The following is a 26876-nucleotide window of genomic DNA, read 5'->3' as shown; positions in this document are numbered from 1 at the left end:
GTGGTAAACTAAATCTGATGCCTAATTATTCAAATGCGATTTACAATACCCCTGCTTTAAGTATACAACAACGTAAAAGCAATGTCAATATAGTTAGAAAAAATTTTTAGCTAAATATTATAGGAGGATGTGTCATGAGCATTAGCGATTTTGAATGGAAACAGGAAAACGAGTGGCTGGAAAATGTGCTGAAAGAAGCCCGGAAACAGCTCAGTGAAAAGCGCAACTTCAATAAAAAGCTTAAAAAGGAAGCCATAGATACTCAAAGAGAGCTATGGCAAGAGGTGGGTTCTGTTTCCATTGCAAATGAAATGGGCCAGATTATAGACTTTTTAGCATTCATCGATGTGCTGAAAATGCAAAAGAGGAGTCACGAATTTAATAAAAAGCTTCAGGAAAAATACGAAAAAGTGATTTTATCACCCTACTTTGGAAGAATAGATTTTATTGAAAATGGAGATGAGAATGCTGAAAAGTATTATATTGGGATAGCAAATCTGATAAACGACAGATATGATATTCTGCTATATGACTGGCGAGCGCCGGTTTCCAGTATGTTTTATGATTATGAAATTGGGGAAGCCGGTTATAAATGCCCTGAAGGAATTATTCGTGGTAAGGTTATGCTGAAGCGGCAGTACAAAATAAATAACGGTAAGATAGAATACATGTTTGACAGCAATCTGAAGATAGATGATGAAATACTTCAGGAAATCTTGAGCAAAAGTGTCGATAATAAGATGAAAACCATAATAACGACTATTCAAAGAGAACAGAATAAGATAATACGCAATGAAGAATATAAGAATTTAATTGTACAAGGACCTGCCGGCAGCGGGAAAACATCCATTGCTCTTCACAGAATAGCTTATCTTCTTTATAAGCACCGTGAGAATATTGGGCCTCAGAATATAATAATATTCTCACCCAATCAAATTTTTAATGATTATATATCTGATGTGCTGCCTCTGCTGGGAGAAGATAATATGCTCCAGACAACCTTTAAAGAATATATGCATAATACATTGGGCGGTGAATTAAAGAAAGAAGATTATTGCGATATGATGGAATATATTTTGGCGTCCAAGGATAAACCTGCCTATCAGAAAAGGATCAGGAATATAAAATATAAATCTTCCCTGGAATTTACAGATATATTAAAGAAATATGTAAGCTATGTTGGAAAAGCAGACAGAAATTTTAATGATATAACTTTCAGAGATAAGTTAATAATTTCATCTATGGATTTGCACGAGCTGTATTATAAAGATTATTTTCAGCTTCCTCTGAAAGGGAGGCTTCAAAAGCTGAGAGCAAGAATCTTATTCTTATTGGAGCCTTACGAAAAAGAACGGATAGAGGAAGTGATGGACGAGCTTGATGATTTAGGGTCTTATATAGATAAAGCAGAAATTGCCAAGAAAAGTACAGCTATTGTAAAAGGTGAAATGAAGGATATATATTCTGAAATCGACAGAATAACAAAGTTTGATTTAGTGGATATCTATAAAAAGCTGATTGAGAATCTTGAGTTTTTTTCCGAAAGCTCAGACGCCGAAAAGGAAATAGATGAAATCAAAAGCTATACTCTGGAAAATTTAAAGGCCCAGCAGCTTTATTATGAGGATCAGCCTCCCCTTCTGTATCTCATGGGTGCTCTGGGAGATCTTCCAAAGACTTCAGAGATCAAATATGTTATCATTGATGAGGCTCAGGACTATACACCGCTCCAATATGAAATTTTTTACCAGCTTTTCAATCATGCCGGCATAACTATGCTGGGTGATCTCGATCAATCTATAAACCCATTTATGAATGTAGGTGATTATCATAATATATCACATATATTCCCGCAGGATAATACCTGCCTTATGAACTTGATGAAAAGCTACAGATCCACAAGGGAGATTACAAAATTCTCGCGAAGGCTGCTAAATAGGGAAATCACCGATGAATCCGTAGAAAGATACGGAGATAAACCTATAGTCCTCGGCTTTTCACGGGAAGAGGCTATAAAAGAAAAAATTTTAGAGGACATAAAAATATATAAAGGAAAAGGCTATAAATCTATTGGAATCATAACAAGGACTAAAAAGGAAGCAAATGAAGTGCACGGATTCTTAAAGGATAAGGTTCCGGTGAAGGTCATAATCAGCGATGAAGAGGGATATTTGAACGGCGCCGTAATAATACCTGCCTATCTTGCTAAAGGCTTGGAGTTTGATGTGGTGCTTATATATAATGCAGGAAATGAAAACTATTGTTGTGAGGAGGAAAGGCTGCTGCTTTATACTGCCTGCACAAGAGCACTGCATATATTATGTGTGTACTATTCAGGAAAGCTCACACCCTTATTGCAGTTGTGACAAGTCCGGCTTCAAAAGGCATATTGACATTGATCTTGCGTCCATTGATATAATGGACGCAAGGATATATTTGCCAGCATACCTGCAGCTTAAACACAAAGCCTCTAACAGGACAAAACGATGTGATTAAAATATAACAATGTTTAAAGCTATTGAAGCCGCATTATCTGTCATTAAAGTGTGTGGAAATGCGTATATTTAATTTCTGCTCATATTCAAAAACAGGTGATGGGGAAACCATTGACAATCGTATGGAAATATAATATAGTAAAATTGCTAAGCCGCAAGAGGCTTCTTATGGCAAAGCAGTAAAGCATAATTGTTACTGACGCCAAATACAAGGTATAAGGCGGAAGGCACAGCTATATCCATGATTGTTAAGTTATTAACGATTGTACTGCGCCTTCCGGGGCGTATTTTTTATTGATTGGAGGTCTTTTATGGAAACAAGGGTTGCGATTATCGGGATCATTGTTGAGGATACCGATTCGGCAGAAAAACTGAATTGCATTTTGCACGATTACGGGAAGTATATTATTGGCAGAATGGGACTGCCCTATCGCGAAAAAGGCATAAGCATAATAAGCATTGCAGTGGATGCTCCTCAGGACATAATCAGCGCTCTTTCAGGGAAACTTGGCAGATTGCCCGGGGTCAGCACGAAAGCGGCATTTTCAAAGATAACCGGAAGGGCTGAAGGTGAGGCAGGTGATGAATAAGCTTATTGACAAGCTTTATGAAACATGCACGCTTTCACCGAAAGAATACAAGATGCTTATAGACAGCCGGAACCCTGAGCTTTCGGAATATCTCTTCGAAAAAGCCAGAAGGGTTCGGATTGATAATTATGGAAAGGATGTGTATATACGAGGGCTGATAGAATTCACAAACTACTGCAGAAACGACTGCCTCTACTGCGGTATCCGACGAAGCAACTTAAACGCAGAGCGGTACCGTTTGTCAGAGGAGCAGATACTTGATTGCTGTGCCGCCGGATATGACCTGGGTTTTCGCACCTTTGTACTGCAGGGCGGTGAGGATGGATATTATACTGATAAAAAAATGATCGATATCATCCGTACCATAAAGAAAAATTATCCCAATTGTGCGGTTACGCTTTCCGTGGGGGAAAAAAGCTATGAAACCTATAAAGCATTCTATGACGCCGGGGCAGACCGTTATCTGCTCAGGCATGAGACTGCAGACGCAGGACATTATAGCAAGCTTCATCCCGTGACGATGTCGCTTGGAACCAGGAAGCAGTGCCTTTATGACCTTAAGCAAATAGGCTATCAGGTAGGATGCGGATTTATGGTTGGTTCTCCATTCCAGACCACCGATTGCCTGGTTGAGGATTTGCTATTTATAAAGGAGCTTAACCCCCACATGGTGGGCATCGGTCCGTTCATACCACATCATGAGACGCCCTTTGCGGACCGGGAAGCGGGAACGCTGGAGCTGACCTTGTTTTTACTCGGCATGATCCGCTTAATTCTTCCAACCGTTCTGCTGCCTGCTACAACTGCACTGGGAACAATCCACCCTAAGGGAAGGGAGCTTGGTATCCTGGCGGGAGCAAACGTAGTTATGCCCAATCTGTCACCTACTAATGTAAGAAAAAAATATATGCTCTACGACAATAAGATCTGTACGGGGGATGAAGCAGCTGAATGCTGTTACTGTCTGCAAAACCGCATGGAAAGCATCGGCTACCAAATATCCGTAACCCGTGGAGACCATAAATCAGCTCTTTAAGAGGATTCCATTACTGAAGGGGAAGATTTTCTGACCCATATAAGAAGGGAGTAATATCATGTACGATCCAAAATCATCCAAAGCAGAAGAATTCATATCGCATCAGGAGGTTCTTGATACGCTGGAATATGCGGAAAAAAACAAAAATAATTCCGAGCTTATCAACAGCATCATTGAAAAGGCAAAGCTCCGCAAAGGCCTCTCACATAGGGAAGCTGCCGTTTTGCTGGATTGTGAAATCGAAGAAAAAAACAATGAGATCTATAGACTTGCCGAACAAATCAAAAAGGATTTTTACGGAAACCGAATTGTAATGTTTGCGCCGCTATACCTGTCCAATTACTGTGTAAACGGCTGTATATATTGTCCATACCATAAGAAAAACAAGCACATCACAAGAAAGAAAATGACACAGGACGAAATCAGGCGCGAGGTTATAGCACTGCAGGATATGGGCCATAAGCGGCTTGCATTGGAAACCGGCGAAGACCCGGTAAACAATCCCATCGAGTATATCCTTGAATCCATCGATACGATTTACAGCGTAAAGCATAAAAACGGGGCCATCCGCAGGGTAAACGTCAATATTGCTGCGACGACGGTGGAAAACTATACTAAACTGAAAAATGCAGGAATCGGAACATATATCCTATTCCAGGAAACATACCATAAGGAAAGCTATGGAAAGCTGCATCCCACAGGGCCAAAGCATGATTATGCCTGGCATACCGAAGCAATGGACAGAGCCATGCTGGGCGGTATTGATGACGTGGGGGTGGGTGTGCTGTTCGGGCTTGAGCTGTACAGGTATGAATTTGCAGCCTTACTGATGCATGCCGAGCACCTTGAAGCGGTATTTGGTGTGGGCCCCCATACAATCAGCGTACCCAGGATACGTCCTGCAGATGACATAGATCCGTCCACCTTCAGCAATGGAATAAGTGACGATGTATTTGCTAAAATTGTAGCATGTATCCGCATCTCAGTACCATACACAGGGATGATCGTATCGACAAGGGAAAGCAAAGAATGCAGGGAACGCGTCCTTCACCTGGGTATTTCCCAAATCAGCGGCGGCTCAAAAACAAGCGTTGGAGGATATGACGAGCCCGAGCCTGAAGACGAAAATTCTTCCCAATTTGATGTAAGCGACCGAAGAACCCTTGACGAGATTGTCAGATGGTTGATGGAGATGGGGTACATTCCAAGCTTTTGCACCGCCTGCTACAGGGAAGGCAGGACTGGTGACAGGTTCATGAGCCTTTGCAAGAGCAGACAGATACAGAACTGCTGCCACCCCAATGCGCTTATGACACTGAAGGAATATCTGGAGGATTATGCTTCGCCGGAAACCAAAGAACTGGGTGAGGCTTTGATCAGAAGGGGAATTGAAGACATTCCAAAAGAAAAGGTAAGGGAAATTGTAAGGCAAAATCTAATAAACATCACCAACGGCAGTCGCGATTTCAGATTATAGACAAGCAGATGATGAAAAATTAACAGCAAGCATATTATAACAATTAATCATGCGGATTATGGGCCTCTTGAAAGGAATTTTGAGAGGCTCATATTTATCCTACCTTAATTGAAAACCTCAATTAATCAAATCTTTATAGAAAACATTAAAAATATATCGAATAACAATAAAATATTATTGCATATCAATAATTCCTATGCTATACTACAAACAATGAAAATGAATTTCTCACAATGTTTTGGAGGATGATTTTATGTGGAACGGCAAGAAATCAATCAGTCTAAGTAAATTATGCATTCTAGTTTTCACGTTTATGCTGATCGGCACTGCTCTATCTGCCCCATGGCTTGTGCGGAGGTTTCTGGATTTTTCGCGGGCGGATCTGGTCGGGAAAGAAATTTTCTTCCTATTAACCATCTATTCCGGAAGTATTCCGGCAGCGGTACTACTTTTTTGCCTTTACCGTCTGCTCCACCGCATTGAGCTTGAACAGGTATTCATTACAGCCAATGTTGAATATCTGAGGCGGATTTCTTGGAGCTGTTTTGCAGGAGCTATTATCTGTTTTGCTTCGATACCGTATTATTTCCCATGGATCTTTGTGGCTGTGGCTGCTGCATTTATGGGTCTCATCGTGCGGGTGATCAAAAATGTCATTGCGCAGGCGGTAGAACTAAAGAACGAATCGGAACTCACGATATAAAGGGGGCAGAAAGGGCATGCCTATTATAGTAAATTTGGATGTGATGATGGCAAAGCGAAAGATGTCATCTGGCGAACTGGCTGAAAGAATAGGTATCAGTCAGGCGAATCTCTCCATTCTTAAAACCGGTAAGGCTAAAGCAATTCGTTTCTCCACATTGGAGGCGATCTGCAAGGCGCTTAATTGCCAGCCCGGTGACATTCTGGAGTTCAAAGACCAAGACTAAAAAATGATGAGGTGGGATATATGAAAGGGAATTTTTCAAGCGATAAGGTCGTATTATCTGATGATGCGGCACAGCCGTTGAAGGGAGATGAAGCGCTGCGGGGTTATAAATCTGCGGAGCCTTTTATACCTGATAATAGGGATGTTATTTTTGCATTCTTAGCTTTTGTTTTGGGATTTTTCTTTGCCCGATGGGTATTGTTTTCATGGCAGGGTTGGGGGGTTACGGCCTTTACCATTGGCTATTGCCTTGCTGTTACCATGTATCTTATGAAAAAAGGGGTAAGCCTTTCTCGTTCAGGATTCTTTTGGCTTGCAGCGATCACATTGACCGGGATGAGCTATTCCCTTTACCCAAACAATGGGCTAGAGCCCTGGCGCAGCTTGTTTTTGTTTTGCGCAGCTATTTACTATGTCCTCCATGCTTCAGGACGGCTAATATTATGCAATACCGGCAACTGGCTTTTATTGGACGGCATCAACGGCCTATTTGTTATTCCGTTTAAAAATTTTGCTTGCCAGTACAAAAGCCTTTCTTCGCCCAAATATATAAAAGGAAGACTGGGAAGGCAGATTTTATCCATTATGCTCGGTCTGCTGCTTGCATTATTAGTTGCAGGTATGGTCCTGCCATTGCTTATGAGAGCAGACAGTGGAGGTTTCTCTAAAATAGCAAATACAATCTATGAATATTACCGATGGATGAAGAATCAATTTATGGATTTTATATTTAACGGTTTTCTTGCAATACCGATAGCAGCTTATCTATTCGGGCTTGTGTCGGGGTGCGCACACAACAGAGGCTGCAATACATTTAAAAGAGTGGGGATTCAATATGCTATTGAATCCGCAAAGGTACTCTCATTGGCTACTGTTTACACTGCCCTTGGTTTAATATGCGGTCTGTATCTGGTATTCATAGGCAGCCAGCTGCCTTACTTTTTCTCTGCTTTCGCAGGACAGAGGCCAGAGGGATGGCAGATTTATTCGGAGTATGCGCGCAGCGGATTTTTTGAACTGTGTCAAATTGCAGCTATCAATCTATCCATACTGGTATTGGCCAATATTTTTTGCAAAAAACCTCAGCAAAGAGGCTGCGCATTAAAAATATTTAATTGCTTGCTCTCTTTGCTGACTATGATACTCATAGCCACCGCATTCAGCAAAATGGCGCTGTATATAGGGGCATACGGGCTTTCTATACGCCGGTTGCTGCCATGCTTGTTTATGGGCTTCCTTTCTTTTATATTTGCCGGTGTAATTGCATTGCAAAAATGGCAGTTTTCAATTGTACGGCTTTCACTTTTTATAGGTACTCTGATGCTTTGCTCGCTTTGTCTTCTTAACCCCGACGGTTTTGTTGCCCGATACAATGCCGATCGTTTTCTTTCGGGAACACTCGAAAGCTTTGATGTAGAAATATTATATCTATCAGGCCCATCAGGGATTGATCCTGCATTAAAAATTTATGCACAGACAGGAGATGATAAGCTAAGGGCCGAGCTTAGGGCCTATATATATCATCAACGCCGGGAGAGCGAAAAGCTATTGGGAAAATCACGGGACAGTTTGCAGGACTTGCATGTACGGCAAAAGGTTAGAGAGTTTGCAAAGCTTATTGAATGATGATATGGATTTGTCCATGGGAAGACATCAGGTGAAATAAGAAACAGCTTTCTATGACAACTTTTTCCATAGAAAGCTGTTTTTGCAGACTTTTACAGATGCTGTTGATACTTTGCTGCAGCTTTACTCAGCAGCTTCTGCAATTGCTTTAGTTTCATGAACTGTGCCCTTTGGATGTTGAGGCGGCGCATAAATAGAGTACAGCTTAAGCGGCTTATTGCCTGTATTGATAACATTGTGCCATTTACCGGCAGGTATGATGATGGCAAAGTCATCATAGACTCTTCTTTGAAAATCCAACCTATCTTTTCTATCACCCATCTTAACAATTCCTTGACCTTCTTCGATACGTAAAAATTGATCAACATTAGGATGAATCTCTAAGCCTATTTCTTCACCAACTTTGATGCTCATCAAGGTAAGCTGCAAATGATTTCCTGTCCATAGGGCGGTACGGAATGTATTGTTTTGTTCGGTGGCATCTGAAATATTAACCACAAAAGGGCTTGCTCCATAGTCCTTTAACTCAATAAGATTACTGTGCTCTTCTTCATCACAAAAGGGAGTATGCTGATCAGAAAACTGTGCCCAGAAATTTGGATTATACATTGGAGCATTAGCTAAGTAAGGACACTGGTGCATTTGATAATAGTTATGCTTTGGTATTTCATTATAATAAGGGCATTGGTGCTTTTTATTCACAACTATCAATCCTCCCACAGGCTTATAATATTATCATATGTTTTATGTTGTGAAGATGTGTTTGATTCTCAGAAATGAAAATACTAACTGTAAAAGAAGCCTCTCAAAAATAAATTGTATAATAAAAACATTTATGATTGACAAATTAACCCTCTTTAACATAGACTGTAATTACAGATAAGTAAATATTTGCAAATAGAGCAGGCGATACGCTTTTTAGAAGCGTGTGGGGCTGGGCTGGCAGAAAAGCCGGCAGCAGGAGTGAATACCTGTGGGACTATAATTCAAAGAAATTATGGTGCCACGGGTATTTTTTCTACCAGTTATTATTGCTTATCGTTATTCTTAAGGCTTAGGTAATTAATATTGAACGAAACTTCATTCAGTGATAAAGATAATCAGTTGAAGGGGTAGATGATCATGTCAGCAGATATTTATAAAAAAGTTAGACAGGTGCTTTGGATTATTCTTTTTGCAAATCTGGGTGTTGCGGTACTGAAGATAATGATAGGCTCAATTATAAATAGTTCCAGTATGACCGCAGATGGATTTCACTCATTGACAGATGGTTCTTCTAATGTTGTAGGCCTGATAGGAATACGATTGGCATCCAAGCCGATTGATAAGGATCATCCATACGGGCACAAAAAGTTTGAAACACTTACAGGCCTCTTTATAGCGGGAATGCTTTTCTTTATTGGCATGAAAATAATTCTAAGTGCAATAAGCAGGTTTGTGAACCCGGTAATACCAAGCATTACGATGGAAAGTCTGATCGTACTTCTTATAACGCTTTGCATCAATATTTTTGTATGTTTATATGAATACAAGAGCGGTAAAAAGCTTGGGAGTCAGATTCTGATATCCGACTCCATGCATACAAGAAGTGATATATATGTCTCAATAGGTGTATTAGCAACGCTTATATGCATCAAAATGGGGCTGCCGTCAATCATTGACCCTATTGCATCTCTCATTGTAGCCGGCTTTATAATTTTTGCAGCTTATGAGATATTTAGGGACAATAGTGATGTGCTGGTCGATAAAGCCGCTGTTGATACAGAAAAAATCAAAAATATTGCCCTTGGCTTTGAACAGGTTAAGGATACCTATAATATACGCAGCCGGGGAAGTGATAATGACTTGCATATCGACATGCACATTATGACCGATCCAAATATGAGCGTTGAAGAATCCCATAAATTGATCCATAATATTGAAGAAAAATTACGTGAAGCCATCAGTGAGAATGTGCATGTTCTGGCTCATCTTGAACCTTTTAATGGAGAAAATAAAGCTTGAGTTTAAAGGAGGGTAAATTATGTGCGATACACTCGTTGCTTTATCAAATGTGACAAAAGACAATTCGGTGATATTTGCTAAGAACAGTGATAGGGAGCCCAATGAACCTCAGATCATGCTTAGGATACCCGGCAGGTTGAATGAAAAGGGTAAGAAAGCAAAATGCACATATGTGGAAGTCGAGCAGAGAGAGCTTACCCATGAGGTGATATTGATAAAGCCCCATTGGATGTGGGGCGCTGAAATGGGTGTTAACGACAAAGGTCTGGTTATAGGCAATGAGGCGGTATTTACAAAAGAGAAGCTGGAACCGGAGTCTTTATTAGGTATGGATATGCTGAGGCTGGCATTGGAATCATGTGAAAGAGCTATCGATGCCGTATACTATATAATTCACCTATTGGAGCATTACGGACAGGGCGGTAAAGCCGGGTATACGGAGAACCTTCGTTATCATAATTCTTTTATCATAGCAGACCGCGAAGATGCATATGTATTGGAAACAGCAGCAAAGAATTGGGCTGTCAAACGCATAAGCGATATACATACCATCTCAAATTCTCTTTCTTTAAGAAATGATTTTGACGAATGCAGCAGCGGGTTGATAGAAAATGCCATAAGAAAAGGATGGTGCAGATCAAAAGTGGACTTTAGTTTCAAGCTTTGCTATGAAGATAAGTTATATTCATTTGCAGCAAAAGGGGATTACAGACAAAGCTATACCGAGAGCAGCTTAAGAAATAATGCTGGAAAGATAGATGTGAATTGCATGATGAGGGTTTTGAGAAGCCATTGTGATAATGATAAAGTGAAAAACTTTAAAGCCGGGAGCATGAAGAGCGTATGCATGCATGGCGGTGGAATTGTTTCCAGCCAAACTACCGGAAGCATGGTAGTCCGGCTAAAAGACGGTGACATTACATTATGGACAACAGGAACATCACTGCCATGCATTTCACTTTATAAACCATACTGGTTTACAAAAAGCAGAGAAATGTTTTTTTCAGAAGAAGAGCAGCATAAAGCTGTAGGCAACTGGGTAAAAATTGAAAAGCTTCATAGGTCCATATTGAGCGGTGAAGTGACAGAGTTTGCATCCTTGATCAATGAAAGGGATAAGATAGAATCAGAGTTTTTTAAAATGGCAGCTCAGGTCAGGACGGAGGAAGATAAAATGGAGGCTATGAGCTATGTCCAAAAAGCAGAAGAGAAGTTTTATAGAGAGCTGATAGATAATTTATCTGTAACCAGCAAAAAAAGCAAAAGGTTCAATAGCAATCTATATTACGGCTGGTATTGGAAAAGGCAGAATAATACACTTGGCAGCTAATCAATGCAGGCAAGGATAAGAAAGCATGAGGTAAAGTATCGTTCAACAGTACATGCGGACTTGCTTAAAAGTGTAATCTTGGGGAAAATAGCTTGTTATTTCATAATACAAGCTATTTTTGCCCTATATAGGCTGCTTATATATCATACTGCAGCTATAGAGCTTTAGAAGGCATGCGCTTATCAATTTCATCAGCATCAATATCCCTTTTCACTGGCTTTCAGCCTGATCAGGCCTACCAGGCCCCAGGCCAGCACAGCGTAAACTGCCATACCAATCAAAGCAGCAGGTTCAAGCACAGATTTTGCGGCAAGCCCACTGGTGGTAGAAGAATAAAATATCCCGGAGAATGGTGAGGTGAATATACCTGCTATGGAATATATGAATGATACAAAGCCATTCCGTGGGTTGGCTCCAAGAAGCTTGAAGATAAAGCGGAAAGCGAGCAAAACTTCGATGACACTGAGGATATAATATATTGCATGCCGGGTCTTTAAAAACCATAAAGGCATATCGGAGATTTCATGCTCCTTATTGTTATTGCTCATATTATTCATAATATTAATTGATCACTCCCTAATTTGATCTATTATGCTGGTTGCAATAAGAACCTGCATAATCAATTCAATCATATTTATTTTAGTATTTTCATTTGAAAGAAGAATATGTACCGCCGTATACAAGCAACAGTAAACTCTGCTTCAATTTTATAAGACTGCTGATGCTATATTGAGCTTCATATGGTATAATTGGTAAATGATTATGCAAAAGAGCGATAAGGCAAAGCAGATAAAGGCATGGATCCATGGGAGAAAAATAAAACATTTAAAAAGATTACGAGGTGCGGATATGAAGGCTTTATTTACTTATAATTATGGTGAAAAAAAAATGAAGGCGATTGCCGAGCTAGGGTATGAAATAATATATGCTGATGAAAAAGAAATTATATATAGAGATGAGATTGCCGATATAGATGCATTAGTATGCTATAATCCATTTGCCAAGTTGGATATTTCAAATCTTAAGCAATTAAAATGGATTCAGCTTTCCAGTATAGGGATAGACCAATTGCCCAAGCATAAGGTTATAGAAAAGGGGATAATTGTCACAAATAACAAATCAGGCTACTCAATTCCAATCGGAGAATGGATTGTTTTAAAGATTCTTGAATTGCTTAAGAACAGCAGGAGCTTTTACAGCAAACAAAGTGAAAAAAAGTGGAAAATTGATGCTACAATTTTGGAGCTCTATAATAAGACTGTTTGCTTCGTAGGTACAGGGAGTATAGCCGATGAAGCAGCAAAAAGACTTCGGGGCTTTGAAGTAAAAATAATCGGAATAAATACATTGGGTAAAAAAACCCAGAATTTTGATGCCTGCTACCCTATAAAGGAGCTTGAATATGCTTTATCGCAGGCTGATATAGTAGTGCTTTCGGTGCCATATACCAAAGAAACACACCACTTAATCGATGATAAGAGCATTGGATTTATAAGAAAAGGTGCCTGCTTAATAAACATTGCCAGAGGAAGCATCATAAAAGAGACAGCGCTTATAGAAGCGTTGGAGAAGGGTAAAATTCGAGGTGCGGCATTGGATGTGCTTGAGGAAGAGCCTTTGCCAGAAGACAGCCCGCTTTGGGATATGAATAACGTGATCATAACTCCTCACAATTCCTGGGTTTCAGAGATGAGAAATGAAAGAAGATATAATATCATTTATGAAAATATGAAAAGGTTTATATCCGGAGAAAGACTTATGAATATAGTAGATATTGAAAAGGGTTACTAATAAACCAGATCTTGCTTTACCTGTTAGCCGTGAATATCGGATAACGTTTTGGAGTAAGGGGTCAAAGAACTGTAGATTGACATAAATATTTTCGCATCAGCTTGGCATGTCATTGTCATATTTTAGCATATGTTGTAGAATGTTAGTAATGATTCCTATAAAAACTTAAGGAGGGTTTGCCATGTTTGGATGGAAAGATGCATATAGCGTAAATGTGAATGAAATCGATGAGCAGCACAAAGAACTGTTTAGAATTGCGGGAAAGATATATGATCTTGTACATACTGATGCTGACTATGATCATTTTGATGAGGTAATGTCTATTTTGCAGAAGCTAAAGGAATACACGCTGTATCATTTTCAACATGAAGAAAAGCTTATGGAGAAGTATGGCTATAGGGAAACTGACTCTCATAAAATAGAGCATCTTTTTTTAATAAAAAAGCTTCAGAAATTTGAGAAAGATGATATTGATATGGAACGGAAAGACTCCATTATTGAGCTTATTACTTTTGTTTCTGACTGGATATCCGGTCATATTTTAAAAACAGATATGAAATACAAAGACTTCTTTAATAAAAATGGACTTTATTAGCGATATTCAAAAGCTATAGATGTCTTATCAGAAAGGGAAAGGCTAGATATGAAGGTGTTTTTATTTATACTCACTAACAACATAATACCTATTTTTGTACTTATTGCATTGGGCTTCCTTATAAGCAGAAAATTTGAACTGAATATAAACACTTTATCCAAATTGATTTTTTATATTTTTTCACCTTGCTTTATTTTTGTAAATCTTTACAAAACAAGCGTTCCCCTTGAGATGATGAAGGTGATGGCGATAGCTGTAATGATCTTAGGAGCTAATATGCTGATAGCAGCTTTGCTTTCGAAGGTCCGCGGATACAGCGAAGGCTTGAAAAATGCTTTTGCCAATTCCATAATGTTTTATAATTCTGCAAACATAGGCATACCTCTAATAACCTTGGTGTTCAGCAGTGAACCCTTTATTGTAAACGGGGAAACGCCCTATCTGAGCATAGCCCTTACAGTTCAGATTATGGTATTGGTAGTTCAGAATATTTCTACTCATACTATTGGTCTTATCAATGCAGGAAAGGCTGATACTCAGTGGAAAGATTCTTTTATCAAGGCCATGAAAATGCCTATAATTTATGCGATACTGCTGGCCTTTGCCTGCAAAGCTTTGCCTTATGACCTTACAAACCTTCCTGTCTGGTCTTCATTGAACTATGCCGGCGATGCATTGGTGCCGGTTTCGCTTATTACTTTGGGAATACAGCTTATGCGAACCCCTATTGAGCTTAGAAATATAGATGTGTATTTATCATGTTTTGTTAGATTGTTAGTCGGACCGGTTTTGGCAGTGATATTTATTTATATGCTAAGGGTTGATGGTATTATAGCTCATACTCTTGTCATATCTTCGGCTGTGCCTTCATCGGTAAACAGTGCCCTTATCGCAGTAGAATATGATAACCATCCGGATTTTGCATCCCAGGTCGTTGTGGCTTCTACATTGCTGAGCGCTGTCAGTCTTGCTTTTGTAATTTATATGGCTAGACTTTTATTTCCGGTTGCATAGAGAATAAAATTTTATTTACTTTTCCCAGTCAAAAATCTTAGTTGACTGGGTTATTTTTTATGCTTGCATATAATATTCCCTTACAAATATTAATGGCATATATCTATATGATATATCCTTTGAAAATTCAGATTTTAAATATTTAAAAATCTTATTGACAAACATTCTCATTTATAATACTATATAAATGAGAATTATTATCAATGGAGGACAAATTATGTGCTTATTTGATTTAAAGCCCGGACAACAAGGTTATATTGATTCGATAAGTGGAGATGATAAACTGGCCAAAAGGCTTCTTGCATTAGGATGCATCGAAGGAACACCTGTGCAGGTAAAATTAGTTGCGCCTTTAGGAGATCCAATCATCATCAATCTGCGCGGCTTTAACCTTGCGATAAGAAAGAAGGATGCTAAGAATATATACTTAAAGGAGGCTTAAAATGATAACTGCGGCTCTGTTAGGCAACCCCAATGTGGGCAAAACCACATTATTTAATTATCTTACCGGTTCCAATCAATATGTGGGTAATTGGGCTGGAGTTACTGTCGAGAAAAAGGAGGGCTATATAGAAAATAATGTTAGGATAGTAGATTTGCCAGGTATATATGCCATGGATACCTACTCAAATGAAGAAAAGATTTCCAAGGAGTTTTTAGAAAAAGGTAAAGTCGATGTAATTGTAAATATTGTTGATGCTTCGTCCTTAAATAGAAATTTGTACTTGACGCTGCAATTGAAGCAATTTGGAAAGCCCATAGTTCTTGTTCTCAATATGATAGATGTGGCGGAAGCCAAGGGGATAAAGATTGACTACCAAAAACTTTCGAAAAGGCTTGGGGTTACGGTAATTCCTATATCTGCTTCCAAGAGGAGAGGTATAGAAGAGGTTAGAAAGCTGCTTAAAAGCGGTAATTTTTTTAGCTTTTCAAATGAGAATGATTATCATTACAAAGAAGATGAAAAAGAAAATTATAAATATATTGAAGAAGTTTTGGCTGAAACAATTACTGAGGAAGCAAGGGACAGTGTTACTATAAGTGAAAGAATCGATTCGATTGTTTTAAACAAATACTTAGCATATCCTTTATTTGTTTTTATACTTTTCATTATTTTTAAATTTACATTCACCTGGGTAGGGCAGCCTTTATCCGATGCTATGGATAGCGTTATCATAAGCAGGACAGTAGTTTTTTCTGAGCTGTTGCTGCAAAACAGCAGCTCTTGGTTCAGATCTCTGATAATAGACGGAATAATCGCGGGAGTCGGCTCTGTCATCGTATTCCTTCCTATAGTAATGACTTTGTTCCTTGGAATCTCCTTCCTTGAGGATAGCGGATACATGGCCAGAGCAGCATTTATAATGGACAGAATAATGCGTAAGATGGGTTTGTCAGGAAAGGCCTTTATACCCTTTATAATAGGCTTTGGCTGCTCCGTACCCGGCATCATGTCTGCCAGGACATTAGAAAGCGAGAAGGATAGGAAACTTACAGCTTTATTGGTACCTCTTATGTCCTGCAATGCCAGATTGCCAGTTTACGCTCTATTTGCCAGTGCTTTTTTCCCGGGCAATGAGACGGCTATAACCTTTTCGCTTTATTTATTAGGTATATTTATAGCAATTTTAATCGGGATCATCTTTAAGAGCACAATATTTAAAAAGGATGAAGAGCCTTTTATCATCGAGCTTCCTGAATATAAGCTTCCTGAATTTAAAAGCCTTATGAGGAATACATGGGAAAAGGGAAAGGGCTTTCTGAAAAAGGCCGGTACTATAATATTTTCAATGTCTGTGATCATATGGTTTTTGTCTAATTTTAACTTCTCGGGCATGACGGATATGGGAAGTAGCTTTTTGGCTTATATAGGAGGTGTTATAGCCCCAATATTCAGACCTATGGGATTCGGCACATGGCAAAATGCTGTAGCCTTGCTGACCGGGCTTATGGCTAAGGAAGTAGTTGTGAGTACTATGAGTGTAGTATACGGAGCAGACTTGCATAATATGCTGCTCCAGCATTTCACACCGATTGCTGCCTATAGTTACCTGGTATTTATACTTTTATATACTCCCTGTGTATCTGTAATAGCTGTTATGCGCAAGGAGTTTGGCAGAGGAATGATGGTATTATCAGTAGGCTATCAATTGATTCTTGCTTGGATCATATCGTTTATTGTTTATAGTCTGGGAAGCTTAATTTTGGTTTAAAGGAGAGGAGCAAATATTGGAAATAGTAATTGCCGTCAGTATAGTTGCAGCAGCAGTCTTTATATTTTATAGAAGCGCAAAGAAAAAAACATCGGGAAATTGCGACTGCGGAAGCTGTACTTCTCATTGTCCGCTTTACGAAGATAAAAAGACAAATCAAAAATAATTACGAAGATGATGCCTATAGGAAGTATTTACCTCTTATAGGCATTTTAAAGCATGCAAACAACTAAAAAAGAGGCAAATAAAAATCAGAAAATACCAAGAAAAATTTCGAAAAATATATTGTGAATCCTTAAAAATTATGTTATATTTTAAAAGTTATAATTATAGCGATTACGTGTATAAGTATGACAGCAATTTATAAAAACTTCTTGACCGGTTTCTAGAAATCGGTGGGGGTTTTTCTTTTTTGAAAAAATATATAAAGAAGGAGCTGTTAAGGTGTGACAGGAGAGGTTTTTGTTCAGCTGATAAATGTATGTAAAAGTTTTGATCGAGAGGAAGCAGTATTAAAGAACCTGAACCTTGAGATAAAAAAGGGACAATTCTTAACCTTATTGGGACCTAGTGGTTGCGGAAAGACCACAACACTAAGATTGATAGCTGGTTTTGAAACGCCGACCAGCGGTGAAATAATTATTGACAATGACAATGTAACGCAGAAATCACCACATGAAAGATGTGTAAACACGGTATTTCAAAATTATGCGTTATTTCCGCACATGAATATTTTTGATAACATTGCATTCGGCTTAAAGATGAAAAAGGTGCCGAAGCTGGAAATTGAAAATAGGGTATTTGAGATGTTGAAAATGGTTCAATTGGAGGGTTATGAAAATAGGATGCCGTCTCAACTGAGCGGCGGACAAATGCAGCGTGTTGCAATTGCAAGAGCTGTGATAAATAACCCAAAGGTTTTGCTTCTTGATGAACCTCTTGGAGCACTTGATCTAAAACTTCGCAAGCAGATGCAGCTTGAACTGAAGCGTCTTCAAAGGAAGCTTGGTATTACCTTTATATTTGTAACCCATGATCAGGAGGAAGCATTAACTATGTCGGACAGCATAGTGGTTATGAATAAGGGGGTAATTGAGCAAGCAGGCACGCCTGAAGAGCTCTATGAAAGACCAAAGACTAAGTTCGTAGCTGACTTTTTAGGAGAGACCAATATTCTTGAGGGTGAAGTAGTAAAAATTAAGGAGACGGAGGTGCTCCTAAACCTTGAACAAGAGCAGGATATAATCAGAATTCCCAATCTGAATTACGATTTTGGAGATAAATTTACCGTTTCCGTGAGGCCGGAAAGGATCAAGATAAAAGCCGTCCCCGAAGAAGGAGACGTTTGGCTCCAGTGCGGGATAAAAGAAAAGATATATTCAGGGTTTGTAATAAAGACTATTGCAACAACCAGGAATGGAAAAGAAATTGTCGTAAATGAGCCTATTGAGCAAAGGAGCGGCTTTGGTGCAAAAGAAGATATATTTGTTACATGGAAGCCTGAACACTCCATCGTTATCAAGGCATAGGAGGGAAGGGCTATGAGAAAGAAATTTGTGTTAAAAGATTTACTGCGCTCGCTGAAGGACACGCTGGGCATCACAGCCACAATACTGCCTGCAGCTCTATGGATGCTTGGATTCTTTGTGATACCTCTTATATTGGTTGTTGCAGTAAGCTTCTGTACAAGGGGAGAAGTGGGTGATATCGTATACAGCTTTACATTGAAGAACTATGCAAAGCTGATCAATCCTCTGTATATAAGCATATTTATTAAATCTATGGCAATCGCTCTGTTTACTACCATGCTTTGCTTGGTATTCGGCTATCCATTTGCATTTATAGTTGCAAAGGCTAATAAGAAGATAAAGCCTTTGCTTTTAGTATTGGTCATGCTGCCTTTTTGGACAAATTCATTGGTCAGGACCTATGCGATGATTGTATTGCTGCGCACCGAGGGAATTATTAATACAATGCTCAGATATTTCGGTTTGATACATGAGCCTCTCCAGCTCATGTATAACAATACGGCTGTTATGATAGGCATGCTTTATATGATGTTTCCGTTTATGGTGCTTCCTCTATATGCTTCTATAGAGAAGCTGGACATGAGGCTGCTTGAAGCTGCAGACGACCTTGGCGCCAAACCCCTGAACAAATTTCTGCAGGTAACGCTCCCTCTTACAAAGGGAGGAATATTGGCAGGGTCTCTTTTGGTATTTGTTCCTACGTTAGGACTGTTTTTTATAACAGATCTGATGGGAGGAAGCAAGGTTGTCCTCATGAGCAACTTGATCAAAAATCAATTCCTGACGGCCAGGGATTGGCCCTTTGGCTCGGCCATATCCGTGATCTTGATAATAGTGATGACCGCGATGATTGCCCTCTATATCAGGCAGGGCGGGAAAATCGATAAAAAGGCGGTGTTGTAGTTATGAAAAGAAAAAAAGGAAATGCCATAAAATCGCTTTATGTTTTTCTAATTTTTATGTTTCTTTATATTCCTATTATGGTGCTTATGGCATTTTCCTTCAACGAGTCAAAGCTTAACGTGGTGTGGACCGGCTTTACTTTTAAATGGTATGAAAGCCTGCTGCACAATGAAGGAATATTGGAGGCAGTTAAAAATTCCTTTGTTGTAGCAATAATCAGTACATTAATATCCGTGGTGATTGGTACTCTGACCGCAATAGGCTTATACAAGTATAAATTTAAGGGGAAGAATGTTCTGGATGCCATATTGAATATTCCGTTGATCATCCCGGAGATAGTTATGGGGATATCACTTTTGGCATTCTTCTCAATCGTAAAGCTGCCCTTAGGCAAGGTGTCTCTGATAATTGCCCATGTGACCTTCAGCATAGCCTATGTAGTAGCAGTAGTAAAAACCAGGCTGGAAGGCTACGATAAGTCAGTGGAAGAAGCAGCATTGGATTTAGGGGCTACTCCCCTGAAAGTGTTTTTCAATGTTACATTGCCGATTATTATGCCGGGAGTTATAGCCGGAGGCTTCCTTGCTTTTACGTTATCTTTGGACGATGTGATAATAAGCTTCTTTGTTGCGGGGCCGGGGAGCGTAACCCTTCCTTTGAAGGTATTTTCAATGGTGAAATTTGGAGTAACTCCTGAAATAAATGCCCTTTCAACCATTATAATGGTATTGACATTAGTGATACTGGGATTATCTTTAACCCTTAGAAATGTCAACCTGAATATGAAAAGGATAGGTGCAATACTGACCGTGATAGCACTGGCGGTGAGCAGCACCGGGTATGGTATATGGGCATTTGCCAAGGATAGTGAGAAGCCTCAGCAGGTCATAAATATATTCAACTGGTCTGAGTATTTGCCTCAATCAGTAATTGATAAGTTTGAGCAGACATATAATATCAAGGTCAACTACAGCACCTTCTCCTCAAACGAAGAAATGCTTGCTAAGCTTATGGCAGGGGGAGGAAAGTATGATCTTGCAGTTGCCAGTGATTTTATGGTTGAAATTTTGAAGAAGCAAAGCCTGATCCTTAAGATAAATAAAGATAATCTGCCAAACTTTAAAAATATTGGCCCGCAGTTTTTAAACCTTCCCTTCGATAGAGATAATGAATACAGCGTACCATATATGTGGCTTGCGGGAATAATTGCCTATGACAGCTCCAAGATACCTGATGGAATGATAACCGGTTATGCTGACCTTTGGAGACCGGAGCTGAAAAACTCCCTCACAGTATTGGATGATCAAAGGGCAATAATAGGTATCACCCTTAAAAAGCTTGGATATCCATTGAATGAGACGGACCCTGCCGCATTGGCAAAGGCGAAGGAAGAGTTGAAGAAGCTTCAAAAGAATATAAAAGCCTATGACAGTGACAGCCCCAAAACCAGCTTGATAAACGGGGAATCTAAGGCGATTTTTGCCTGGGGTGCCGAGGGCAGCCTTGCCCGAAGGGAGAATCCCAATGTAAGGTATGTGATCCCTAAAGAAGGTTTATTCCTTCAGCAGGATAATTTTGTGATTCCTAAAGATGCAAAGAATATAAAAGCGGCAGAGCTGTTTATGAATTTTATAATGGAGCCTGAGATAAGTGCGGAGATATCCCTGCACTTCCCCTATGGTAATCCGAATATTGAAGCTTATCCGTATATAGATAAGGATATTATGGAGGATATCTCAGTGTATCCTCCTAAAGAGAAACTTAAAAAAGGAGAATATCTGAAGGATATCGGAGATGCGGTGATAATGTTTGATAAAATATGGTCGGAAGTCAAGCAGTAGTCAATTTGCTGTAAAAATACAATGCTGCCCTCGTAATATACAAGGGCAGCATTGTATTTTTGTCAGGTCTGTATTTGTTTGTTAAGCACATCATAATCTTTTTTTATAAGAATATATATCATCTATAAAGAGAAGTAAGGGCGAATCATTCAAATTCTTATGTTTTTTGATTAGAGAATAAGGAGTGATACAGTGCAGTTATATGAACAAATCAAGAGCAGATATTTTCCTCTATCTGTGATAGGCCTGGGATATGTAGGTATTCCTCTGGCAGTAGCCTTTGCTAAAAAAACAGATGTAATAGGCTTTGATATTGACCGCAATAAAATACAGTTATATAAGCAAGGAATAGATGCTACTCGAGAAGTAGGCAATCAGGCAATAACCGAATCTAATATATACTTTACATCAGATGAAAGAATGCTGCAAAAATCCAAATTTCACATCATTGCCGTACCTACACCGATCAATAAAGACAAGACGCCAAATCTTAAGCTAATTGAAGATGCAAGCAAATTGGTAGGTCGGAACTTAACCAGGGGTTCCATCGTTGTATATGAGTCTACGGTATATCCAGGAGTTACGGAAGAGTTATGCATACCTTTGCTGGAAAAGGATTCGGGACTTAAATGTGGTATAGATTTCAAGGTTGGCTATTCTCCCGAAAGAATAAATCCTGGAGATAAGCTTCATAGGGTAGAAAATATTGTAAAGATTGTTTCAGGAATAGATGATGAAGTTCTAGAAGATATTGCAAAGGTCTATGAACTGGTCATAGAAGCAGGAATATACAGGGCAGAAAGCATTAAAGTTGCTGAAGCGGCTAAAGTGATAGAAAATGCTCAACGAGATATTAATATCGCCTTCATGAATGAATTGTCCATTATTTTTGACAAGCTTAGTATAGATAATCAATCAGTATTAAGAGCAGCCAGGACAAAATGGAATTATGTGGATTTTACGCCCGGACTAGTTGGAGGACACTGTATTGGAGTAGATCCCTATTATCTGACATATAAGGCGGAGATTATTGGATATCACTCACAAATCATTCTTTCAGGGAGACGCATTAATGATTATATGGGTAAATATATTGCAGAGAACACAGTAAAGCATCTTATTAAAGCTGATAAGCAGATAAAAGGTGCTAGGGTAGCTATTATGGGAATTACATTTAAAGAAAATTGCCCGGATGTAAGAAATTCTAAAGTAATAGATATCATTAGAGAATTGCATGAATATGATGTAGAAGTGGAAGTTTCAGACCCTATAGCAAATGAGTATGAAGTTCTAAAGGAGTATAATATCCAGCTAAAGAAACTGGAGGATATAAATCTAACGGATGCTGTCATATTTGCTGTAAAGCATGGAGCATACGAAAATATAAAACTGGAACATTTAAGAAATATTTTTATTAATAAACCAGTGATTATAGATGTAAAGAGGATATTTAATAAAAAAAATGCTGAAGATATGGGCTTTATTTATTGGGGGTTATAATATAAATCATTTATATGAGGGTTTATATGAAGATTATTGAATTATGCGCTATAGATCAAACCATGAAAATTTTCCTTAGCTCTTTAAACCAGGGGTTGGTTGATCAAGGCTTTGATTTAATCTGCACTTGTTCCAAAGGTCCATATACAGAAGAATTAATAAGAAAAGGTTTCAACGTTATCAACATACCAATTGAAAGAAATATAAAACTTTACTCAAGCATAAGATCTGTCTTTAGGCTATATAAATTATTTAAAAGTGAGAGACCAGACATATTGCATGTGCACACACCTATTGCATCAGTCCTTGGAAGGATAGCAGCCAAATTTGCAAAAGTACCTATTATTATTTATACAGCTCACGGCTTCTATTTTCATGACAATATGGCACCTATAAAATACAAATTATTTTTAAATATCGAAAAATATATGGCTAAGTATTTTACTGATTATATTTTTACTCAGAGTGAAGAGGACAGATTAACAGCAATAAAAAATGGCTTTATAGATGAAAGAAAAATTGAGTGTATCGGAAATGGTATAGATGTGTTTGGTAAATTCAATCCTGAAAATATAGATTATGAAAGCATCAGAAGTTTATATAAGAAATTTAATCTTACTGAAGAAAATATCATCGTCACCTTTATAGGACGCTTAGTGAAAGAAAAGGGGATTATGGAGCTGCTTGAGGCTTTCTGCAGCATTGACAATGGAAATATTAAACTGCTTGTAGTAGGTGACATTGACCAAGGCTGCAGAGATGAAAACACTAAAAATCTGATAACTAGTAAATACAAGGATAATCAGAACATCATATTTACAGGATTCAGAGAGGATATAAACAACATTCTTTATATTACGGACATATTTTGTCTGCCTTCTTATCGGGAAGGAATGCCAAGGACTATCATAGAGGCAATGTCTATGGAATGCGCGGTCATTGCAACAGATATAAGAGGTTGCCGAGAAGAGGTAACAGATGGAGAAACGGGTCTTTTGGTAAAACTGCAATCAACATATGATATTCAAAGTAAATTGGAAATGTTGGTCAATAACGAGAATTTTTTAAACAGCATGAAAATCAAGGGGAGACAAAGGGCAGAAAGATATTATGATGAAAAGCAAGTAGTGGATAAGCAGATAAATATCATAAATAGATTGTATGAGGGTTATAAAAAGAAAGAAACAATATTGCCAAAGGGTATTTTTGTATTGAGTTTAGATGTTGAATTATGTTGGGGAACAGTTGATAAACCTGATAAACTCAAAAAGAATAAAATATATTATGAAGAAGCTAGAGATTGCATTGATAAGCTTATAATGTTGCTTGAAAAATATAATATATCAGCTACTTGGGCAATAGTCGGACATTTATTTCTGCAGGAGTGCCGTCCGGTAAATGGGCAAAAGCACTCAAATATACCAAGGAGTACATATTCTTGGTATTCAAAAGATTGGTTTGAAGAGTCCCCGTGCACTAACTATAAGAAAGATCCCTTATGGTATGGTCAGGATATTATACAAAAGATAATCAAATGCAGAGTTTACCAGGATATCGGCTGCCATAGCTTTGCACATATACCTTATGGAGATAAAAATACAAAAAGAGATACTGTCAGAGCCGATCTTTCAAACTGTATTTGCGAAGCAGAAAAATATGATTTGAAGTTGAGAAGCTTTGTATTTCCGAGAAATGATGTAGGATATATTGATGAGTTAAACAGCTTTGGATTTAAAGCTTATAGGGGTGCAGAGCCTTCATGGTATAAAGCTTTTCCCCCCAAAATAAGAAAAGCTTGTCATGTGATAGATCAACTTTTAGCCATATCCCCTCCTGTTAGTATACCGGAATACAAGCAGGGGCTGTACAATATACCGGCCTCCATGTTTTATCTTCCAATGAATGGATTTAGAAGCTTGATTCCGTTAAGATTTAGAATATATAAAGCAAGGAAGGGTATCAAAAAAGCTATCAGGCATAAAAAAGTATTTCATTTGTGGTTTCACCCTTTCAATATAGCTACTAACCAAGAAAAACTATTGTATGGATTAGAAGAAATATTTAAAGAAGTACAATCAAAGCGTGAAAATGGAATGTTGGAAACGAAAAGCATGAATGAGATAGTTGATTTATCAAATTTGTATCAAAGGAATGGTGTCAGTGGAAATAAAGGTTATTGACAGCATAGATGAACTCATGCTTTATAAGGTAGAGTGGGATAGTATCCTCAAAGAGATTAATAATGACATATTATTTCTTGAACCAGACTGGATTTTATTTTGGTGGAAATTCTTTGGTGACAAACACGACCTGTTTGTACTGATAGTTTTTAACGATGAAGAAATTGCAGGCATTTGCCCTCTAATGATAACAAACAAGGCAATCTATAATGAAATAAGATTTATTGGTAATAGAGAATCTAGCAGCAATGATTTTATTTTAAGAGATAAATATAGAGAAGAAGCCTTTGAATGCATATGCAATTTTTTAAGAAATTTAGGAGGAAAGAATATCATCGCTTTTGACGTAATATCTGAGCAGTCTGCTAACTATGCTTTGCTGAATAAATATTTAAAAGTTAATAAAGTACCCTTTGTCTCGAAAGAAGTTATCTGCTACTTTCTTAATTTAAAAGATAATAGCTTTAAGGATCACTTTGAGCATAGATTTGGTAAAAAAACCAGACAGACAATGAATGGCAAAGAAAAAAAGCTAAAGAATCTGGGCAATCTGGCTTATAAAAGAGTCGTAACCTCTGATGAAATAGACGAGGTATTTGAAATACACGAAAAGAGATGGTTGCGGAAAATAGGCAATAGCAGTTTTTCAAAGGGAGGAACTAAGGAGTTTTATAAAGAACTGGCCTTAAACAAAAATATGAAATTTAATATAAACGTAGATGCCATTAAATTAAATAATAGAATTATTAGCTTCATGTACGGATTTGAATATAATAGTAAATATTTATCCCTCAGAATTGCTCATGATGATGACTTTTATTTTTTAAGCCCCGGTGAATTGGTATTTAAGAAAAAAATAGAGGAATGCTTTTCTTCTCAAATAGGTGTTTTTGACTTTGGGCTAGGTTACGAACCATATAAAGCTAAATGGACCGATGATTATAAGCGAGCTTATAATACAATAATGCCTTCGGATAATTTGCTGTCTAGGCTAATTTTTTACATTAAATTTTGGACTAGAATAAAACTAATAATTGCATTAAAAAAGAATAAAAGAATTTATAATTTTAAAAAATACTATTTAGGAAAAATCAAATACTTTTTCACCAGTAAAAATATTTCGGATAAAATTACGAGAATAAAGAGAGCAGTAGAGCGTGATGGATTATTATCAATTATTGCCAAGTCTTTTATTACTTCAACCGGTAAAATATTTAGCCATAAACAATATCTGATATTAGAAAAAAATATCGAGATTGTGGAGTTGCCTCAAAGCAATATGCAAGTTAAGGAAGCTGAAATGGATGATTTAGACGCTCTATCAAAGGCGATGAATGAATCTCCAAGTAGTATAGTAAGAAGATTTATAAATAAATACAAATGTTACATCACTTTACATGATGGCAAGATTATTCATTATTGCTGGATAGACTGCTCAAGTATTGAAATTTCAAATATTAAATTAAACATTTTATTTGGAAAGTCAGAGGTACACATATATGAGGCCTTTGTAGAAAAGAAATATAAAAATAATTATGAATATATATTATCAAACGTTTTCAATCTCTTGTATAGGAATAGTTTTAGAAAATGTTATATTACTGTAAATAGTAGTGAAAAATCATTTGAAAATGAAATATATAAAAAAATATTTCATCCTAGATATAAGGTATTCGAAAAAAGACTGCTCAATACAGTCAAGCATAACATTGTTGAATTGAAGTAAGCGGATAAAACTAAATAGAGGGTAGGACACAAATGAAAAATTAAGCATATTATGTGTAAGGAATAAAAGATATGTATTGAGCAGCAAGGTAATATGAT

Annotated in this window: 23 protein-coding genes and 1 riboswitch; of the genes, 21 read left to right on the top strand and 2 right to left on the bottom strand. The window is 37.9% G+C overall.

Annotated elements, in window-relative coordinates:
• The first annotated feature begins 134 nt into the window (after window positions 1–134).
• The 7 genes from helD (at window position 135) to AC4HCY_RS15255 (ending at window position 8152) form a co-directional block, all read left to right on the top strand.
• Window positions 135–2366 carry an RNA polymerase recycling motor HelD gene (helD, locus tag AC4HCY_RS15285; protein WP_323431877.1) on the top strand — a complete coding sequence of 744 codons (2232 nt, stop codon included), beginning with the start codon at window positions 135–137 and terminating at the stop codon, window positions 2364–2366.
• Window positions 2367–2806: 440 nt separating this feature from the next.
• A complete protein-coding gene (locus AC4HCY_RS15280) occupies window positions 2807–3085 on the top strand; it encodes a TM1266 family iron-only hydrogenase system putative regulator (protein WP_323431876.1) in 279 nt (92 codons plus the stop codon).
• Entirely contained in the window at window positions 3078–4121 is a 1044-nt protein-coding gene (gene hydE, locus AC4HCY_RS15275; protein ID WP_491094554.1) for a [FeFe] hydrogenase H-cluster radical SAM maturase HydE, read from the top strand. Before AC4HCY_RS15280 ends, hydE begins: the two co-directional genes overlap by 8 nt.
• A 58-nt stretch (window positions 4122–4179) precedes the next feature.
• Entirely contained in the window at window positions 4180–5598 is a 1419-nt protein-coding gene (gene hydG / locus AC4HCY_RS15270) for a [FeFe] hydrogenase H-cluster radical SAM maturase HydG (RefSeq protein WP_491094553.1), read from the top strand.
• Window positions 5599–5851: 253 nt separating this feature from the next.
• Window positions 5852–6301 carry a DUF2975 domain-containing protein gene (locus AC4HCY_RS15265; protein ID WP_323431873.1) on the top strand — a complete coding sequence of 150 codons (450 nt, stop codon included), beginning with the start codon at window positions 5852–5854 and terminating at the stop codon, window positions 6299–6301.
• A 16-nt stretch (window positions 6302–6317) separates the two neighbouring features.
• Window positions 6318–6527 (top strand): helix-turn-helix domain-containing protein, encoded by a 210-nt coding sequence (locus AC4HCY_RS15260; RefSeq protein ID WP_323431872.1) that lies wholly within the window; start codon window positions 6318–6320, stop codon window positions 6525–6527.
• A gap of 20 nt (window positions 6528–6547) precedes the next feature.
• Window positions 6548–8152, top strand: a complete 1605-nt coding sequence (locus AC4HCY_RS15255) for a DUF4153 domain-containing protein (RefSeq protein WP_491094552.1) — start codon at window positions 6548–6550, stop codon at window positions 8150–8152.
• Between the two features lie 123 nt (window positions 8153–8275).
• Here the strand turns inward: AC4HCY_RS15255 and AC4HCY_RS15250 are convergent, their stop codons facing one another.
• Window positions 8276–8794, bottom strand: a complete 519-nt coding sequence (locus AC4HCY_RS15250) for a cupin domain-containing protein (RefSeq protein WP_491096135.1) — start codon at window positions 8792–8794, stop codon at window positions 8276–8278.
• A gap of 246 nt (window positions 8795–9040) precedes the next feature.
• A riboswitch (NiCo riboswitch) is annotated at window positions 9041–9136 on the top strand.
• A gap of 138 nt (window positions 9137–9274) precedes the next feature.
• Between AC4HCY_RS15250 and AC4HCY_RS15245 the strand changes: the two genes are divergently transcribed.
• Both AC4HCY_RS15245 and AC4HCY_RS15240 read left to right on the top strand, forming a co-directional pair.
• Window positions 9275–10156, top strand: a complete 882-nt coding sequence (locus AC4HCY_RS15245) for a cation diffusion facilitator family transporter (RefSeq protein WP_323431870.1) — start codon at window positions 9275–9277, stop codon at window positions 10154–10156.
• A 19-nt stretch (window positions 10157–10175) separates the two neighbouring features.
• Window positions 10176–11486, top strand: a complete 1311-nt coding sequence (locus AC4HCY_RS15240; RefSeq protein WP_491094551.1) for a peptidase C69 family protein — start codon at window positions 10176–10178, stop codon at window positions 11484–11486.
• A 197-nt stretch (window positions 11487–11683) separates the two neighbouring features.
• Here the strand turns inward: AC4HCY_RS15240 and AC4HCY_RS15235 are convergent, their stop codons facing one another.
• A complete protein-coding gene (locus AC4HCY_RS15235) occupies window positions 11684–12034 on the bottom strand; it encodes a YggT family protein (RefSeq protein WP_442916676.1) in 351 nt (116 codons plus the stop codon).
• 301 nt (window positions 12035–12335) lie between these two features.
• Here AC4HCY_RS15235 and AC4HCY_RS15230 point away from each other — a divergent pair, with 301 nt between their 5' ends.
• The 12 genes from AC4HCY_RS15230 to AC4HCY_RS15175 all read left to right on the top strand — a co-directional run bounded on the left by AC4HCY_RS15230 (window position 12336) and on the right by AC4HCY_RS15175 (window position 26778).
• Entirely contained in the window at window positions 12336–13277 is a 942-nt protein-coding gene (locus tag AC4HCY_RS15230) for a phosphoglycerate dehydrogenase (protein WP_491094550.1), read from the top strand.
• 181 nt (window positions 13278–13458) lie between these two features.
• Window positions 13459–13872, top strand: coding sequence for a bacteriohemerythrin (locus AC4HCY_RS15225; RefSeq protein WP_323431867.1), 414 nt, complete (start codon window positions 13459–13461; stop codon window positions 13870–13872).
• 48 nt (window positions 13873–13920) lie between these two features.
• On the top strand, window positions 13921–14886 hold the full coding sequence (locus tag AC4HCY_RS15220) for an AEC family transporter (protein WP_323431866.1): 966 nt from the start codon (window positions 13921–13923) through the stop codon (window positions 14884–14886).
• 217 nt (window positions 14887–15103) lie between these two features.
• Window positions 15104–15328, top strand: a complete 225-nt coding sequence (locus AC4HCY_RS15215) for a FeoA family protein (protein ID WP_323431865.1) — start codon at window positions 15104–15106, stop codon at window positions 15326–15328.
• Window position 15329: 1 nt separating this feature from the next.
• Entirely contained in the window at window positions 15330–17099 is a 1770-nt protein-coding gene (gene feoB / locus AC4HCY_RS15210) for a ferrous iron transport protein B (protein WP_323431864.1), read from the top strand.
• 16 nt (window positions 17100–17115) lie between these two features.
• Window positions 17116–17265 carry a FeoB-associated Cys-rich membrane protein gene (locus tag AC4HCY_RS15205; RefSeq protein ID WP_491094549.1) on the top strand — a complete coding sequence of 50 codons (150 nt, stop codon included), beginning with the start codon at window positions 17116–17118 and terminating at the stop codon, window positions 17263–17265.
• Window positions 17266–17545: 280 nt separating this feature from the next.
• Window positions 17546–18628, top strand: coding sequence for an ABC transporter ATP-binding protein (locus AC4HCY_RS15200; protein ID WP_491094548.1), 1083 nt, complete (start codon window positions 17546–17548; stop codon window positions 18626–18628).
• Between the two features lie 12 nt (window positions 18629–18640).
• On the top strand, window positions 18641–19531 hold the full coding sequence (locus AC4HCY_RS15195; RefSeq protein ID WP_491094547.1) for an ABC transporter permease: 891 nt from the start codon (window positions 18641–18643) through the stop codon (window positions 19529–19531).
• Between the two features lie 2 nt (window positions 19532–19533).
• Entirely contained in the window at window positions 19534–21372 is a 1839-nt protein-coding gene (locus AC4HCY_RS15190) for an extracellular solute-binding protein (RefSeq protein WP_491094546.1), read from the top strand.
• 192 nt (window positions 21373–21564) lie between these two features.
• Window positions 21565–22872, top strand: a complete 1308-nt coding sequence (locus AC4HCY_RS15185; protein ID WP_491094545.1) for a nucleotide sugar dehydrogenase — start codon at window positions 21565–21567, stop codon at window positions 22870–22872.
• 26 nt (window positions 22873–22898) lie between these two features.
• Entirely contained in the window at window positions 22899–25052 is a 2154-nt protein-coding gene (locus tag AC4HCY_RS15180) for a glycosyltransferase (protein ID WP_491094544.1), read from the top strand.
• Window positions 25033–26778 carry a GNAT family N-acetyltransferase gene (locus tag AC4HCY_RS15175; protein ID WP_491094543.1) on the top strand — a complete coding sequence of 582 codons (1746 nt, stop codon included), beginning with the start codon at window positions 25033–25035 and terminating at the stop codon, window positions 26776–26778. The genes AC4HCY_RS15180 and AC4HCY_RS15175 overlap by 20 nt, the downstream gene beginning before the upstream one ends.
• Window positions 26779–26876 lie beyond the last annotated feature (98 nt).

Source organism: Lutispora sp. QWL-02 (assembly GCF_058315355.1).
The sequence above is the reverse complement of the archived record's forward strand: the minus strand, read 5'-3'. Positions and strand labels throughout refer to the sequence as shown.

Bases quoted from the DNA above. Each gene is read 5' to 3' on its own strand.
- AC4HCY_RS15265 (WP_323431873.1), top strand. From the start codon at position 5,852: ATGTGGAACGGCAAGAAATCAATCAGTCTAAGTAAATTATGCATTCTA.
- AC4HCY_RS15180 (WP_491094544.1), top strand. From the start codon at position 22,899: ATGAAGATTATTGAATTATGCGCTATAGATCAAACCATGAAAATTTTC.
- AC4HCY_RS15235 (WP_442916676.1), bottom strand. From the start codon at position 12,034: ATGAGCAATAACAATAAGGAGCATGAAATCTCCGATATGCCTTTATGG.
- hydE (WP_491094554.1), top strand. From the start codon at position 3,078: ATGAATAAGCTTATTGACAAGCTTTATGAAACATGCACGCTTTCACCG.
- AC4HCY_RS15215 (WP_323431865.1), top strand. From the start codon at position 15,104: ATGTGCTTATTTGATTTAAAGCCCGGACAACAAGGTTATATTGATTCG.
- AC4HCY_RS15225 (WP_323431867.1), top strand. From the start codon at position 13,459: ATGTTTGGATGGAAAGATGCATATAGCGTAAATGTGAATGAAATCGAT.
- AC4HCY_RS15250 (WP_491096135.1), bottom strand. From the start codon at position 8,794: ATGCACCAGTGTCCTTACTTAGCTAATGCTCCAATGTATAATCCAAAT.
- helD (WP_323431877.1), top strand. From the start codon at position 135: ATGAGCATTAGCGATTTTGAATGGAAACAGGAAAACGAGTGGCTGGAA.
- AC4HCY_RS15280 (WP_323431876.1), top strand. From the start codon at position 2,807: ATGGAAACAAGGGTTGCGATTATCGGGATCATTGTTGAGGATACCGAT.
- AC4HCY_RS15190 (WP_491094546.1), top strand. From the start codon at position 19,534: ATGAAAAGAAAAAAAGGAAATGCCATAAAATCGCTTTATGTTTTTCTA.
- AC4HCY_RS15220 (WP_323431866.1), top strand. From the start codon at position 13,921: ATGAAGGTGTTTTTATTTATACTCACTAACAACATAATACCTATTTTT.
- AC4HCY_RS15245 (WP_323431870.1), top strand. From the start codon at position 9,275: ATGTCAGCAGATATTTATAAAAAAGTTAGACAGGTGCTTTGGATTATT.
- AC4HCY_RS15240 (WP_491094551.1), top strand. From the start codon at position 10,176: ATGTGCGATACACTCGTTGCTTTATCAAATGTGACAAAAGACAATTCG.
- AC4HCY_RS15260 (WP_323431872.1), top strand. From the start codon at position 6,318: ATGCCTATTATAGTAAATTTGGATGTGATGATGGCAAAGCGAAAGATG.
- AC4HCY_RS15255 (WP_491094552.1), top strand. From the start codon at position 6,548: ATGAAAGGGAATTTTTCAAGCGATAAGGTCGTATTATCTGATGATGCG.
- feoB (WP_323431864.1), top strand. From the start codon at position 15,330: ATGATAACTGCGGCTCTGTTAGGCAACCCCAATGTGGGCAAAACCACA.
- AC4HCY_RS15195 (WP_491094547.1), top strand. From the start codon at position 18,641: ATGAGAAAGAAATTTGTGTTAAAAGATTTACTGCGCTCGCTGAAGGAC.
- AC4HCY_RS15230 (WP_491094550.1), top strand. From the start codon at position 12,336: ATGAAGGCTTTATTTACTTATAATTATGGTGAAAAAAAAATGAAGGCG.
- hydG (WP_491094553.1), top strand. From the start codon at position 4,180: ATGTACGATCCAAAATCATCCAAAGCAGAAGAATTCATATCGCATCAG.